General features: G+C 72.6%; 12 protein-coding genes. 9 read left to right on the top strand and 3 right to left on the bottom strand.

The window, feature by feature from the left end; translation table 11 throughout:
- The first annotated feature begins 160 nt into the window (after positions 1-160).
- The 3 genes from ACZ4TR_RS29635 to ACZ4TR_RS29625 all read left to right on the top strand — a co-directional run bounded on the left by ACZ4TR_RS29635 (position 161) and on the right by ACZ4TR_RS29625 (position 3,273).
- Positions 161-1,396: a PucR-like N-terminal domain-containing protein gene (locus ACZ4TR_RS29635; protein WP_465290387.1), complete on the top strand. Its 1,236-nt coding sequence runs from the start codon at positions 161-163 to the stop codon at positions 1,394-1,396.
- A gap of 68 nt (positions 1,397-1,464) precedes the next feature.
- Entirely contained in the window at positions 1,465-2,499 is a 1,035-nt protein-coding gene (locus tag ACZ4TR_RS29630) for an aldose epimerase family protein (protein ID WP_465290385.1), read from the top strand.
- A 48-nt stretch (positions 2,500-2,547) separates the two neighbouring features.
- Complete coding sequence (locus ACZ4TR_RS29625; RefSeq protein ID WP_465290383.1) at positions 2,548-3,273, top strand: transporter substrate-binding domain-containing protein; 726 nt, start codon at positions 2,548-2,550, stop codon at positions 3,271-3,273.
- A 6-nt stretch (positions 3,274-3,279) separates the two neighbouring features.
- On the opposite strand, the gene ACZ4TR_RS29620 is transcribed toward ACZ4TR_RS29625, so the two are convergent.
- Positions 3,280-4,230 carry a TIGR03557 family F420-dependent LLM class oxidoreductase gene (locus tag ACZ4TR_RS29620; RefSeq protein ID WP_465290381.1) on the bottom strand — a complete coding sequence of 317 codons (951 nt, stop codon included), beginning with the start codon at positions 4,228-4,230 and terminating at the stop codon, positions 3,280-3,282.
- Positions 4,231-4,462: 232 nt separating this feature from the next.
- Between ACZ4TR_RS29620 and ACZ4TR_RS29615 the strand changes: the two genes are divergently transcribed.
- The 4 genes from ACZ4TR_RS29615 (at position 4,463) to ACZ4TR_RS29600 (ending at position 8,779) form a co-directional block, all read left to right on the top strand.
- A complete protein-coding gene (locus ACZ4TR_RS29615) occupies positions 4,463-6,046 on the top strand; it encodes an AMP-binding protein (protein ID WP_465290379.1) in 1,584 nt (527 codons plus the stop codon).
- Positions 6,047-6,478: 432 nt separating this feature from the next.
- Positions 6,479-7,570 carry a J domain-containing protein gene (locus ACZ4TR_RS29610; RefSeq protein ID WP_465290377.1) on the top strand — a complete coding sequence of 364 codons (1,092 nt, stop codon included), beginning with the start codon at positions 6,479-6,481 and terminating at the stop codon, positions 7,568-7,570.
- Positions 7,571-8,000: 430 nt separating this feature from the next.
- Positions 8,001-8,528: a LysE family transporter gene (locus ACZ4TR_RS29605; RefSeq protein ID WP_465290374.1), complete on the top strand. Its 528-nt coding sequence runs from the start codon at positions 8,001-8,003 to the stop codon at positions 8,526-8,528.
- A complete protein-coding gene (locus ACZ4TR_RS29600; protein WP_465290372.1) occupies positions 8,513-8,779 on the top strand; it encodes a LysE family transporter in 267 nt (88 codons plus the stop codon). Before ACZ4TR_RS29605 ends, ACZ4TR_RS29600 begins: the two co-directional genes overlap by 16 nt.
- A gap of 57 nt (positions 8,780-8,836) precedes the next feature.
- On the opposite strand, the gene ACZ4TR_RS29595 is transcribed toward ACZ4TR_RS29600, so the two are convergent.
- Entirely contained in the window at positions 8,837-11,296 is a 2,460-nt protein-coding gene (locus ACZ4TR_RS29595; RefSeq protein ID WP_465290370.1) for a M14 family zinc carboxypeptidase, read from the bottom strand.
- A 210-nt stretch (positions 11,297-11,506) separates the two neighbouring features.
- Here ACZ4TR_RS29595 and ACZ4TR_RS29590 point away from each other — a divergent pair, with 210 nt between their 5' ends.
- Positions 11,507-12,157, top strand: coding sequence for a DUF998 domain-containing protein (locus ACZ4TR_RS29590; protein WP_364521424.1), 651 nt, complete (start codon positions 11,507-11,509; stop codon positions 12,155-12,157).
- Here ACZ4TR_RS29590 and ACZ4TR_RS29585 read toward each other — a convergent pair.
- Positions 12,145-13,008, bottom strand: coding sequence for a LysR family transcriptional regulator (locus tag ACZ4TR_RS29585; protein WP_465290369.1), 864 nt, complete (start codon positions 13,006-13,008; stop codon positions 12,145-12,147). The two genes, ACZ4TR_RS29590 and ACZ4TR_RS29585, sit on opposite strands and share 13 nt — an antisense overlap.
- A 68-nt stretch (positions 13,009-13,076) precedes the next feature.
- Here ACZ4TR_RS29585 and ACZ4TR_RS29580 point away from each other — a divergent pair, with 68 nt between their 5' ends.
- Positions 13,077-14,048, top strand: a complete 972-nt coding sequence (locus ACZ4TR_RS29580; protein WP_465290367.1) for an EamA family transporter — start codon at positions 13,077-13,079, stop codon at positions 14,046-14,048.
- Positions 14,049-14,052 lie beyond the last annotated feature (4 nt).

The raw sequence follows: 14,052 nt of genomic DNA, 5'->3' as shown, positions 1-14,052 counted from the left end.
GAAACCCTTGCGGCCGTGAGTGTTCCGCCGCTTGTCGGCCGCGTGACAAAATCGCGCGCGGCCGTTGGTCCCCGCGTGACAGAACCCGGTCCGGGCGGTTGCCAATCTCGTTTCCGTGTGCGTACATGGCCCTTCGCGACGATGCGGAAGAGGGGTGGCCATGACCCGGACGATCACCGTCCCGCGCCCCCGTGGCACCGGCCGGGCGCACCAGCTGTGGTGTTCGCTGCCGGCCGAGCTCGCGCGGCGGTTCCGGCCGCACGCCGATCCTTTGGCCCGGCGGATCCTCGAAGAGATCCAGCGGGCCGTGCCCGAATACGCCAAGCCCCTCGAAGGCGAGTTCGGGAAGATGATCGTGCTGGCGATCGAGCGGGCCGTGGTCAGCTGCATCGACAGCATCGACGCGCTCCCGTCCACTGTGGACAACTGGCCGAAGTTGTTCCGCGAGGTCGGAAAGCGGGTCCACCACGACGGGGACAGCCTGAACTCGCTGCAGGCCGCCTACCGCGCGGGCGGGCGCGCGGCGTGGCGGTACTTCGCCGAGCTGGGCCAGGCCCACCGCTTCCCGGCGGCCGTGCTGTGCGTCGGCGCGGAGGCGATCTTCGCCTACGTGGAAGAGATTTCGGCGTATTCGGTCGAGGGGTACACGCTGGCGCAGGCGATGGCGACCGGCACGCTCGAACGCCGTCGCCGCCGGCTGCTCGAGCTCCTCCTGGGCGGCCCGCCGTCGTCGCCGGCGACGATCGCGACGATGGCCGAGGCCGCGAAGTGGACCATGCCGGAGTGGGTCACGGTCGTCGCGCTCGACCCGCGCAGCGAACAGCACCTGACCCCGGCTCCGCAGGTCCCCGGCGACGTCCTGCTCGACCTCGAAGGCGCCGAGCCCTGCCTGCTGACCCCCAACCCGGACCGCGATCTGCGCGGTCTCGAAGGCCGGCTGCCGGGCTGGCGCGCGGCCGTCGGTCCCCGGGTCCGGCCGGCCGACGCCGCGACGTCGGCACTGTGGGCGCGCCGCACGCTCGGCCTGGTCCGCCGCGGGCTGGTGGGCGACCACGCGGTGACGCACACGGACGACCACCTGGCGACGCACTGGCTGCTGCTGGACCGGTTCCTGCTCGACCAGCTCTCGGCGAAGGCCCTGGCGCCGTTCGCGAGCCTGACGGTGAAGCAGCAGGTCCGGCTCGCGGAGACGTTGCTGAGCTGGCTGGAGCACAACGGGAACACGCCGGACATCGCGCAGGCGCTGGGCGTGCACCCGCAGACGGTCCGCTACCGCGTGAGCCAGCTGAGCGACCTCTTCGGCGACCGGCTGGCGGATCCGGCGCGGCGGCTGGAGATCCAGATGGCCTTGCGGGCGCACCAGCTGCTGGGCACGCCGCCGCCGGGCGAGCACTGACCCTTGACCCCGCGGCGCCGTCTCCCCCATTCTGTTAGCGCTAACAGCATGGGCGGAGGGGCTGGTCGATGACGCACACCGAACTCACCCGGGAGCTGTTCGGGCGCCTCGGCGGTACCGACGTCCACCGGTACACGCTCGCGCGGCCCGGCGGGCTCACCGTCCGCGTGCTCGACTACGGCGGCGTCCTCCAGTCGGTGGACGCCCCGGACCTTTCCGGGCGGCGCGCCGACGTCGTCCTCGGTTACCCCGGCCTCGACGGTTACGTCGCGAACAACCGGCCCGGCGCCCCGCGGGTCTTTCTCGGCGCCGTGATCGGCCGGTTCGCCAACCGGATCGCCGGCGGCGCGTTCAGCCTCGACGGCGTCCTGCACCGCGTACCGGTGAACGACGGGAAGAACAGCCTGCACGGCGGCCCGGCCGGCTTCGACACGCGGGTGTGGTCGGCGACCCCGGTCCCCGACGGCGTCCGGCTCACGCTGGTCAGCCCGGACGGCGACCAGGGCTACCCCGGCCGGCTCGCGGTGGAGGTGACGTACCGCCTCGGTGAGCGGCTGCACATCACCTACCGCGCGACCACGGACGCGCCGACGGTCGTCAACCTGACCAACCACACGTACTGGAACCTGGCCGGCGGCGGAACCGTGTACGACCACGCGCTGTCGATCGCCGGCAGCGCCTACTGCCCCACCGACGAGGACCTGATCCCGGTGGGCGACCCGGCCCCGGTCGAGGGCACGCCGTTCGACTTCCGCGACGCGGCGACGATCGGCGCCCGCCTCGGCGACCCCGACCCCCAGCTGGCGATCGGCCGCGGCTACGACCACAACTGGGTCCTCGACGACGGCGCGCCGTTCGCCGCCCGCGCGTGGGAGCCGACGTCCGGCCGGCTGCTGACGATGTGGACGACCGAGCCGGGTCTGCAGTTCTATTCGGGCAACTACCTCGCGAGCCCCGGCGCGGGCTTCGCGCTGGAGGCCCAGCACTTCCCGGACTCGCCGAACCGGCCGGACTTCCCGAGCACGGTGCTGCGGCCGGGCGAGGTCTACCACCAGGAGACGGTCTTCGAGCTGACGACGGCGGAGGAACCGCCGGTGGCGTGAGCGACATCCGGGCGCCGGGCGCCGCTCTCGCCGTTACCCTCGCGGGTCATGGGAGATCTTGCTGCCGACCTCGCGCCCACCGGTGTGCTGCGTGCCGCCGTCAACCTCGGCAACCCCGTGCTGGCCCACGGGACGCCCGACGCGCCCGGCGGGGTCACGGTCGACCTCGCGCGCGAAGTGGCCGCGAGGCTGGACGTGCCGGTGGAGTTCGTCTGCTTCGACGCGGCCCGGAAGTCGTTCGAGGCTCTGACCTCGGACGCGGCCGACCTCTGCTTCCTGGCGATCGAGCCGGCGCGCGCGGCTTCGGTGGCCTTCACCGCGCCTTACGTCGTCATCGAAGGCGTGTACGTGGTTCCTGAGGATTCGCCGTTCGGCTCGCCCGCGGACGTCGACCGGCCGGGCGTCCGGGTCGGTGTGAAGCAGGGCTCGGCCTACGACCTGTTCCTGACGCGGACCCTTGCGCACGCGACGGTCGTGCGCGGCCCGGACGGGGTCGTCGCGTTCGAGGAGCAGGGGCTCGAGGTGGCCGCCGGGATCCGGCAGCCGATGACCGCTTATGTGGCCGGCCATCCCGGCACGCGCGTGCTTCCGGAGCGGTTCATGCAGATCCGGCAGGCGGTCGGCACCACGCCGGCTCGCCGGCCCGCGACGGTCGCGTTCCTGCGCGAGCTGGTCGAAGAGCTGAAGGCGAACGGGTTCGTCGCCGACGCGCTGCGCCGCGCGAACCAGCCGGACGCCACGGTCGCGCCGCCCGCCCTGTCCGCGGACGGGTGAGGGCGGTCAGAGCCGGGGAAGCACCTGCGTGCGCCAGGCTTCGAAGAACTTCTCCTGGTCCGGACCGATCTGCTGGACGTAGACCTCGTCGAACCCGGCGTCGGCGAACTCGCGGACGGCTTCGACGTGCCGGTCGGCGTCCGGCCCGCACGGGAACTGCCCGCGGACCATGTCCTCGGTGACCAGGCTCGCCGCGGCGGCGTAGTCGGCCGGGGTCGGCAGGATCGAGGGCAGCTTGCCGGGCAGCAGTTCGTTGCGCCAGCGCTGGTGCGCGGTGCGGGCACCGTCCTCTTCGGACTCGGCCCAGCAGACCTTCAGGCCGCCCTGCACCGGCTTGCCGCCACCGCCGGCGGCCCGATACTTCCGGACGAGGTCGGCGTCGGGCATGACGGTGCAGAAGCCGTCACCGGCCCGGGCGGCGAGTTCCGCCGCCGCCGGACCGAAGGCGGACACGTAGATGGGCACCGGCTCGTCGGGCACGGTGTAGAGCCGCGCGTGATCGACGGTGTAGTGGCGGCCGCGGTGGTTGACCTCTTTCCCGGTGTGCAGCTGCCGGATGACGTCGACGGCTTCTTCGAGCATCTCGAGCCGCACCGCGGGCGGCGGCCACTGCGCGCCGGTGACGTGCTCGTTGAGCGCCTCCCCGGTGCCCACCCCGAGCACGAACCGGCCTTCGCACTGCACGGCGGCGGTGGCGGCGGCCTGCGCGACGACGGCGGGGTGCATCCGGATGATCGGGCAGGTCACGGCGGTGGAGATCGGCAGTGAGGTGACCTCGCTGAGCGCGCCGATCACCGACCAGACGAAGGGGCTGTTGCCCTGTTCGTCGAGCCAGGGGTGGAAGTGATCGGAGATCCACAGCCGCTCGAACCCGGCGTCCTCCGCGAGCCGGGCCTGGCGGACCAGCTCGCGGGGAGAGAACTCTTCGGAGGAGAGGAAGTACCCGACGCTCACCATGATCGGTGGCTACCACGGTGGCGCCGGGCGAAACGTGGTGGACGGCCTCGCGGTTTCGGGCGGCCCGTACCGCATCCGGTTCGGCCGCCGTGGCCGTCACTCTGCGCGGTCCCCGGCCCACGGACAGATATCGCCTTCTCGTCGCCGCCGTCATCGGTGCGACATAGCGTCTTCTCGACGGTCGCAACGAGTGCTACGTTTCCTGTGGTCCAGGCCGATCCGAGGAGCTGCGATGAGGCTTACTCCCAGCGCTCACACCGACTCGTTCTGCCGTGACCGGCTGCCGCCCGGGGACCAGTGGCCGCGGCTCGTCTTCGACCTCCCCGAGCTCACCTACCCCGACCGGCTCAACGCCGCCACCGCGCTGCTCGACGGCGCCGTCGAGCGCTTCGGAGCCGACCGGCCGTGCCTGCGCTCCCTCGACGAGACCTGGACCTACGGCGAGGTGCTCGCGCGCGCCAACCGCGTCGCGCACGTCCTCACCACCGAACTCGGGATCGTCCCCGGGAACCGCGTGCTGCTGCGCGGCACCAACACGCCGTGGCTGGCGGCCTGCTGGCTGGGCGTCCTCAAGGCCGGCGCCGTCGCCGTCACCACGATGCCGATGCTGCGCCGCCACGAGCTCGACAAGATCGTCGACCGGGCGCGGCCGGCCGTCGCCCTGTGCGACGAGCGCCTGCTCGACGAGCTGCCGCCCGGGCTGCCCGTCGTCTCCTACGGCACCGACCTCGCCGGGCGCTGCGCGCGGCACCCGGCGACCTTCGCCGACGTGCCGACCGCCGCCGACGACGTCGCGCTGCTCGCCTTCACCTCCGGCACCACCGGCACGCCCAAGGCGACGATGCACTTCCACCGCGACCTGCTGGCGATCGCCGACACGTTCTCCCGGCACGTCGTGCGCCCCATCGCGGACGACCTCTTCTGCGGCACCCCTCCCCTCGCGTTCACCTTCGGCCTCGGCGGCCTCCTCGTCTTCCCGCTGCACGCCGGCGCGTCCGTGCTCCTCCTGGAACGCGCCACGCCCCGGGAGCTGGCCTCGATCGTCGCCGAGCGGTCGGTGACCGTGCTGTTCACGGCGCCGACCGCCTACCGCGCGATCCTCGGCGCCGGCGACGGCCCGCTCCTCAAGGGCGTGCGCCGCGCCGTCTCCGCCGGCGAAGCCCTGCCCGCCGCCGTGGCCGAGCAGTACCGCGACCTCGTCGGCCGCCCGCTCATCGACGGCATCGGCAGCACGGAGATGCTGCACGTCTTCATCTCCGCGGCCGACGACGCCGCCCGCCCCGGCACCACCGGCACCGTCGTGCCCGGGTTCCGCGCCGCCGTGCTGGACATCGACGGCACACCCGCGCCCGACGGCACGCCCGGGCTGCTCGCCGTGCAGGGCCCCACCGGCTGCCGCTACCTCGAGGACCCACGGCAGGCCGACTACGTCCGCGACGGCTGGAACATCACCGGCGACACCTACGTCCGCGAACCCGGCGGCTACTTCCGGTTCGTGGCGCGCAGCGACGACATGATCGTCTCCTCCGGTTACAACATCGCCGCTCCCGAGGTCGAAGAGGTACTGCTGAGCCACCCGGACGTCGACGAGTGCGCGGTCGTCGGCACGCCCGACCCGGATCGGGGCGCGGTCGTGACCGCCTTCGTCGTGCCGCGCCCCGGCGCCACCCCCGGCCCGGACCTCGTGCACGCCCTGCAGGAGCACGCCAAAGCCGTTGCGGCGCCGTACAAGTACCCGCGCCGAGTGCGGTTCATCGACGCCTTGCCGCGCAACGCGAGCGGGAAGCTGCAGCGCTTCCTGCTACGCGAGCGGTGACGGGGTGACGGGCCCGCTGCCGAGGTGGGGTGGCGGTGGGCCCGTCACGTCTGGGGAGTGCCGGGGACACGCCTCCATCGTAGCCGGGTAATCGAACATCTGTTCGCTTCTCTTCGGGTGAAATACGACTACGAAACGTCACCAAGTCGCCGATATTTCGCGCCTCGACAACACTTCCGGGTGACGTGAAGTCCTCAATGGACACTGGCGGAGCACGGCAAACGCGTCGAACGCCCCGTCCGCGAACCCGTCACGCGGACCGCCCGCGCCGCCGAACCGGCCGTGCGATCCGGGCGCCGTCGGCGATAGAACTCCTGACACGCACTGACCTGCGCCGGAAGACATCACCCCGACGCGCCGCCGAGGCGGTGACGGGGCCGGAAACGCGGTCCCATAAAGTCTTCGCGCAGCCAACCGGAGGTGAACGCCCGCGTGCCCGACGTCGACTACTACGAGGTGCTCGGCGTCCGCCGGGACGCCACGGCGGCCGACGTCAAGACGGCCTACCGCCGGCTGGCGAAGACCATGCACCCGGACGGCGGGGGCACCGTCGGCACGTTCCGGCTGCTCCGCGAGGCCTACGACGTCCTGAGCGACCCGATCGCCCGCGCGCGGTACGACTCGGGCGGCGCGACCGTGGTGCCCGTCCCGGTCCGGCCGCGGCCCCGGAGACGTTTCGGGGACGAGCCCGGGTTCGTCCCCGACCTGCCCGAACTGGACGCCGAAGACCTGAGCTGGTGGCACTTCGCCGGGCAGGACACGCGGATGCGCCACGGCCGCCGCCGCGGGCCCGGGCACACGCCGGTGGTCGCCGCGGTGGGCGGGATGGTGCTGGTGCTGCTGCCGCTGGTCACCGGGGTCGGGTTCAGCACGCCGGTGCTGATCGTCTGGCTGCTGCTCACCGCCGGCACGGCGCTGCTCGTCCAGCGCCTGGCCCGCGGCTACCTGCGGGCGAACAAGGCCCGCGAGGCGTACGCGGAGGAGTTCGGCGGCCGCACCGTGTTCGGCGCGCCCGGCACCGAGCGCGAAGAGCTCGCCGAGCGCCTCACCGCCGACCTGCTCGAGACCTACCTGACCCGGCTGCCCGGAGCGCGGATCTTCCACGGGCTCGCGTGGCCCGGGTCGGTGTTCGCCGACGTCGACCACGCGGTGCTGTGCGGCAAGCGGCTGGTGCTGATCGAATCGAAGCTGTGGCTGCCGGGCCATTACGAGACGGCCGAGGACGGCAGGCTGCTGCGCAACGGCCGCCCCTTCCGCGGCGGCGGCAGCCGGCTGGCCGAGAGCCTCGCGGCGTACCGCGACCTGCTGCCCGGAGTGGCGCTGCGCGGCGCGATGATCGTGTACCCGAGCCGCAGCGGCGACTTGACGACGGCCGACCCGGGCGAGCTGCCCGCCGCCCCGATGACGCCCGAGGAGTTCCTGCACGAGATCGGCGAGTGGCTCGCGGCGGATCCGTCCACTGTGGATCACGAGGCGCTGAGGACGATGCGCGACCAGGTAGTGGGCGGCGGCCGGGCGGCCTGAGCTCCGGGGTGAAGTTGCCGGGCCACATCGCGGGCATCGGGTGTACCTCGCTGCGCTGGTGAGCGAGCCGGCGGCCGCCTTGTGCCGGCGAGTCGGCCCGAGGGGTCGGCCCGCGAATCGCGAGAGTCGGCTCGCGTGCCGGGAGGGGTCGGCCGGTGAGCCGACCGTCTGCCTCGCGACCAACAGCCGAGGCCCGTCGCAGCCGAGCCAGCGGCCCGCTCAAGCCGGAAGCCCGGCCGGCTCATCCCGGAGGTCGGCCCGCGTACCTGGAGAGTCGGCTCGCGCACCTGGGGGGCCGGCTCACGTACCTGGAGAGTCGCTCCGCGTGCCGAGGGCGCAGCTCGCGCACCTGGAGAGTCGGCCCGCGTACCCGGAGAGTCGGCCCGTGCGCGGCCGGCCCGTCTTGCGGCGCCCGTGCGAGGCTGGCCGTGTGAATTCCGCCGCCACGCTGGGCGCTGTGCTGCTGGCCTACCTGCCGGCGGCCGTCTCCCCCGGTCCGAACTTCGTGCTCATCGCGCACACCGCCGCGGCCGGTACCCGGCGGGCCGCGGTGGCGGTCGCGCTCGGGGTGGTCGCCGCGGGTGGGGTGCTGGCCGCCGTTGCCGTCTTCGGGCTGGGCGGTGTGCTCGCCCGCGCGCCGTGGCTGGCCGCCGGCCTGCGCGTCGTCTGCGGCGGCTATCTGGCCTGGCTCGGCGTGCGGCTGTGGCTGCGGGCCCGCGAACCGCAGGAGACCGCGAACCGCGGGAACGAGACCGCACCGCAAGAACGCAGGACCGAGGAAGCTCCACCACCCGGAAACCGCCCCGCCGAAGCCCCGCCGCGCGACTCCGGCGTCGCGAATGACTCGTTCGCGGCGCCGGAGGTCCCGAATGAGTCATTCGCGACCTCCGTGCCACCGGCAACCGGCGCCGGTCTCGGAAGGGGAACCCCTTTCGCCGAGGCGTGGTCAGCAACCTGACCAACCCGAAAGCCGCCGCGTTCTTCGGCAGCGTGCTCACCGCCGCGCTCCCGCCGACCGAACCCGCCGCCGTCAAAGCCGCCGCCGTCGCGCTCATCCTGGCCACCTCGGCCGCCTGGCACCTGTCCGTGGCCCTGCTGTTCTCCGCCCCCGCCACCCGGCGCTGGTACGCCCACGCGAAACCCGCCCTCGACCGCGTCGTCGGCACGATCCTCGTGGTCCTCGGCCTCATCCTCGCCGCAACGCCGTGAAGGCCTCCCCGCCCGAGAGCGAGGAGGCCTTCACGAATCAAACCGAATCGAACGAACCTACCGAGCCCCACCCGAAGCGCGCTGCTTCTGCGCGTGCGCGGAGCGGGTGCAGACCTCGCCGACGTCGACCGTCTGGCCGCGGTCGGCGTACACGTCCGCCACGCCCACCAGCTGGCCCTTGGGCGACGTGCACGTCAGCTGGTAAGCCTCCTTGGGCCCGTAGGTCGGCGGGATCGGCGACGCGAACGACACGTCACCGCTCCAGTCGTCGACCGTGGCCGGGTCGGCCTGGTCGTAGTTGACCACCACGGCGCGGTAGTCGCCGGCCGGCGGGTCGAACAGCACGGCGTGCTCGGACGTCGTGCCGCCGTTCGCCGACGAGCTGACCAGGTTGCCCGCCGCGTCGTAGATGAACAGGTCCCAGTCGGTCGCCGTGTTCGCCCAGTTGATGTTGACGCTGAACTTCCCGTTGTCGACCTGCGGCAGGCCGTTCACGTGGAAGGTGAACGAGTCACCCGCTGGGTCGGCCGGGTAGTTCTGGTTGATCGGCGGCACCCCGGCCGGGTTGGTCACCGCGATACCCTGCTGCGCCGGGCCCTGCGGGTCGCGCCCGTAGCGGCCGGCCACGTACGGCCGGGTCGACGGGTTGACCGACCAGGCGAACCGGCCGCCGGTCGTGGTGAACTTCGAGTTCAGGTCGTCGGTGATGTAGATCGGCGGCTTGGTGGAGCCGTCGGGCTGGATCACCGGCGACGTCGGCGTCTGGAACGTCTTGTGCAGCTTGAGCTGGTAGCCCTTCGGCGCCGAACCGATCAGCGTCGAGTGCTGCTGCGGGTCGGCCGCGCTGCCCAGCTGGTCCAGGAAAGCCTGCCGGTTGCCGCCCTTGCCGGCCCCGCTCGACGGTGCGAGGCCCGCGTACTCCGCGACGACGCTGTCGGCGTAGGGACCGTGGAAGCCGTTGCCGCCGACCTCGATGGTGAAGCCCCACCCGCCGGTGGCCCAGTACGACCAGTCCTCGGTGCTGCCGGTGGTGTCGTACAGCGCCCAGCTCGGCTGGCTGGTGTAGCCGTTGCGCGACGCCATCTTGTCGCCGAGGGCCTTGTAGGCCGGCTCCTCCAGCGGCGGCCGGACGTCGGCCACGCCCGGCGGGCGCAGCACCAGCGCGGCCACCGTGTGCATCGTCATCAGGTTGGTCACCTGGCGCGACGACACGATCGAGCGCACGTTGCGCACTTCGGGCTCACTGAACGGCGCGGACCCGCGGAAGGTGTCGCCGCTCCAGGCGAGCTCGGCGCCGGCGCCGCCCCAGAAGCCCCCGTAGTTGCGGTTCGGGTCGGTGCCGCGGACGCGGCCGCCGGGGTTGGCCTTGCAGACGCCGGTGGCGTACTGCGGCGGCGAGTCGTTGACGTTGCAGTTCTTGCGCTTCATCTCGTAGTCGAACCGGGTGAAGTCGCCCTTCGGCTCGGCCTCGCGGGAGATCTCGAAGCCGTCGGGGTTGATGATCGGCACGACGATGTTGCGAGTCTTGCCGACCAGGCTGCGGATCCCGGCGTCGCGGGAGTACCCGTTGACCAGCTCGTAAGCCCATTCGATGACGTGCTCGGCGGCCGGCCACTCCCGGGCGTGGTGCACGCCCATGGTGAAGTTCACCGGCTTGCCGTCGGTGACGTTCTTGACGTCGGTGGCGATCTCGACGCCGACGACGTCACGGCCTTCCCAGGTCGACTCGGGCATGGTGAACGCCGAGACGAGGCCGGGGTTCTTGCGGGCCAGTTCCTTGAGCTCGTAGTTGTAGTCGTAGAGGTGCCGGTAGCTCGTGCGCCCGGACGGCAGCACCGAAGCGGCGGTCTTCGCGGCGTACTGGCGGTCGGTCTTCGCGTCCTGGACCGACTTGGCCGAGAGGTCGGCTTCGATCACCTTCGACTTGAAGCCGCTGTTCTTGAGCAGCTGGCGGTCGGCGTCGTCGGCGAGGACGACCTCGATCCCGGTCGCGTCACCCTTCTCCGTGACGTCGAGGCCGGAAGCCGTCAGCTTGTTCTTGTCGGCGCGCGTCGGCGTCTCGACCCGGACCAGCTGCGCCTTCTGCGCGGTCGTCGGCGTGCCCTGCGGGGTCAGCGCCAGGAAGTCGACGCCGAGCTGGGCCCGGTCGGCCGAGCCGCCGTAGCGGCAGCCCTGGACGACGAGCTGCTGACCCTTCTTCACGAAGCTTTCGGCGAGTTCGTGGGTGCGCAACGCCGTGGAGGCGGCGACCACCGCGCCCGTCGCCTTGTCGAACACGGCGACGTCCCAGTCGCCTTCGGCGCCCGAGGCCGGCTTCAGCCGGGCCTGGACCAGTCCGTCCACAGTGGACGTCAGCTCGCGTCGATCGGTGCCCGCGGTGCCCTTGGGCAGCACTTTCGCGAAGCACGAGCGCGGTACCGACTTGTCGGCACGCACGATGTTCTGGGCCGCGCCGGCGGTACCGGCCGGTAACGTGACGAACGCCGCCGCCAGCGCGACGACCGAAGCCGCCAGCACCAGTCTTCTTGGTGAATTCCCCACAGGCAAAGGACCTCCTCGACGAGACCGGCACAGCACGGACGTACCGGTAGCGAGTGACCGTAATGGACGAAAACCGGCTGCGGTAACCGCCGTAAGTCGTACAGCCTTGACCCGGTTTTCACACCGAGGTTCGCCCAAAAGGACATTTCACCGGGAGTTCAACCGCGCGTCGGCTACTGTCGGTTCATGGTCACGATCCCTGCGCGACGGACGTCGCTCGCGGTCTCGCTGAGCGGTCTAGCCGCCCTCGTGATCGGCGCCGCGCTGGTGCTGCTGCTCCAGGTCATCCCGCCGACGGACCAGATCAGCGCGACCCGCCGCACGATCAGCGAGTACGGGTTGTCGGACCACAAGTGGGTGTTCGACCTGGCGGTGATCCTGGTGGCGCTGGGCTCGGCGGCCGGGCTCGCCGTCCTGCACAGCCAGCGGCGGCTGCCCGTGCCCGCGGCCATCCTGGGGACATTGTGGACAGTCGGGTTGCTGGTCATCGTGGCCTTCCCCAAGCCGGACTGGGCCACCGTCTCCCGCGCGGACTTCGGCGGCACGCTGCACCGGATCGCGAGCGTGGTGGCGTTCGTCGCGCTCCCGCTGGCCGTGCTGGTCGCGGCGCGGGCGGCGTTCCCCGGCTCTCCCGGGCGCCGGTGGCTCGCCCGCGTGCTGGCGATCGCGTCGCTGGGCTGGTTCGCGGTGATCCTCGGGGCCGTGGTGGTGGCCGCGGTGGAGGACGGCCGCTGGTGGACGCTCATCCCGCTCGGCCTGGTCGAACGCGGGATGGCGCTGACGGAGCTGGTCGCGCTCGGCGTCCTGCTGGCTCCGGCGCGGAGTCAGGAGCGGTAGAGCTCCGTCAGCAGGGCGGCTGCCAGGTGCGTCGCCGGGTGCGCGTCGCGGTGGCGCCAGATCAGCCGGACCGGCACGGGGTCCGCGTCGCGCAATGGCCGGTAGCGGATGCCGTCACGCCGGTACTGCGCCGCGGTCGCCTCGGGCGTGACGCCGACGCAGCGGCCGGTCGCGATCGCAGCCAGCCAGTCGTCGATGTCGTGGGTGTACTCCACCGCCGGCCGGGCGCCCTCGGGCCACAGGCCCGGGGTCGTGGTGCCGGTGCGCCGGTCGACGACGAGCGTGCGGCCGCTCAGCTCGGTCAGCCGGATCACGCGGCGCCGCGCCCACGGGTCGTCGGACGCGAGCGCGACGACCCGGCGTTCGCGGCCGACGAGCACGTGGGAGTACCGGCGCGTGTCGACGGCGGTGCGGACGACGGCCAGGTCGCAGCGCCCCTCGGCCAGGCCGCCGGTCGCCGTGTTGGTCCGCACCAGCTGCAGCTCGACGCCCGCGTACCGGTCCTGCCAGCGCCGCTGGAACTCGGCGGTGTGGCGGCCCACCGCCGACCACGCGTGCCCGAGCCGGAGCCGGGTGTGCCCGGTCGTGACCTCGTGGACCAGGGTTTCCGCGTCGGCCAGCAGACCCCGGGCGCGGGCCAGGACCGTGACGCCGGCCGTGGTCGGTTCGACGGTCCGGCTGGTGCGGTGCAGCAGCCGGACGCCGAGGATCCGCTCCAGCGCGAGCAGCGTCCGCGACACCGTCGCCTGGGAGACGCCGAGCTCGATCGCGGCGTCGGTGAAGCTCCCGGTGTCCACGACCGCGACGAGGTGCCGCAGGTGGCGCAGCTCCAGCGCGGACTCGGTATCCATACGTTCAGCGTATAGCCGGCGTGTCGGATGCATTTTGCGTATGCGTCGCGGGCCGTGACAGTCGGGGCATGACAAGCGAAGGACGCTGGCGCGGGGCCGCGCTGATGACGGGCAGCGGGCTGTCCAACCAGGTCGGGGCGTCGGTCGCGGCGCTGGCCTTCCCGCACCTCGGGCCGGCCGGCGTCGTCGCCGTCCGGCAGTGGGTCGCCGCCGTGGTGCTGCTCGCGACCGCCCGGCCGCGGCTGCGCGAGTTCACCGCCGCCCAGTGGCGGCTCGTCCTGGCCCTGGCAGCGGTCTTCGGGACGATGAACCTTTCGCTCTACAGCGCGGTCGACCGCGTCGGCCTCGGCCTGGCCGTCACGCTGGAGTTCCTCGGTCCACTCGGCGTCGCCCTGGCCGGGTCGCGGCGGCGGAGTGACCTGCTGGGCGCGCTGGTCGCGGCGGCGGCCGTCGTCGTCCTGGTCCGGCCGCGGCCGAGCACCGACTACCTCGGCATCGGCCTGGCGCTGCTCGCGGCCGCGTGCTGGGCGGCCTACATCCTGCTCAACCGCGCGGTCGGCGCGCGCATCCCCGGCGTCGCGGGCTCGGCGGCGGCCGCGGGCGCGTCCGGGCTCGCGTACGTGCCGGTCGGCGCCTGGGCGATGATCACGCACCGGCCGGACCTCGGCGCGGTGCTCGCGGCGGTGACCGCCGGCGTCCTGTCGTCGGCCGTGCCGATGCTGGCCGACCTGCTGACGCTGCGGCGGGTCCCGGCTTCGGTGTTCGGCACCGTGATGAGCGTGAACCCGGTCCTGGCCGCACTCGTCGGGTGGGTCGTGCTCGGCCAGCGTCTCGACGCGCTGTCGTGGGCCGCGATCGCGGTGATCGTCGCGGTCAACGTGCTGGCGGTGGTCAGAAGTCCTGCAGCACCGGCTCCGTCGTCTCCGTCAGCCGCGGGTCCGGCCGCTCCCCCGACATCGCCAGGAAGCCCCGGGCCACCCGGAGCAGCAGCGGCCAGTTCTTCGGCTTCTTCTTGTCCACCCCGCCGATCAGCTGCTTGAGCAT

The organism is Amycolatopsis sp. NPDC028719, from assembly GCF_055565395.1.
Note: the sequence above shows the minus strand (reverse complement) of the source record. Positions and strands in the feature narration are given on the sequence as shown.

Coding starts and splice junctions, on each gene's coding strand:
- ACZ4TR_RS29635 (WP_465290387.1), top strand. CDS start 161: ATGACCCGGACGATCACCGTCCCGCGCCCCCGTGGCACCGGCCGGGCG.
- ACZ4TR_RS29630 (WP_465290385.1), top strand. CDS start 1,465: ATGACGCACACCGAACTCACCCGGGAGCTGTTCGGGCGCCTCGGCGGT.
- ACZ4TR_RS29625 (WP_465290383.1), top strand. CDS start 2,548: ATGGGAGATCTTGCTGCCGACCTCGCGCCCACCGGTGTGCTGCGTGCC.
- ACZ4TR_RS29620 (WP_465290381.1), bottom strand. CDS start 4,230: ATGGTGAGCGTCGGGTACTTCCTCTCCTCCGAAGAGTTCTCTCCCCGC.
- ACZ4TR_RS29615 (WP_465290379.1), top strand. CDS start 4,463: ATGAGGCTTACTCCCAGCGCTCACACCGACTCGTTCTGCCGTGACCGG.
- ACZ4TR_RS29590 (WP_364521424.1), top strand. CDS start 11,507: ATGGTCACGATCCCTGCGCGACGGACGTCGCTCGCGGTCTCGCTGAGC.
- ACZ4TR_RS29585 (WP_465290369.1), bottom strand. CDS start 13,008: ATGGATACCGAGTCCGCGCTGGAGCTGCGCCACCTGCGGCACCTCGTC.
- ACZ4TR_RS29580 (WP_465290367.1), top strand. CDS start 13,077: ATGACAAGCGAAGGACGCTGGCGCGGGGCCGCGCTGATGACGGGCAGC.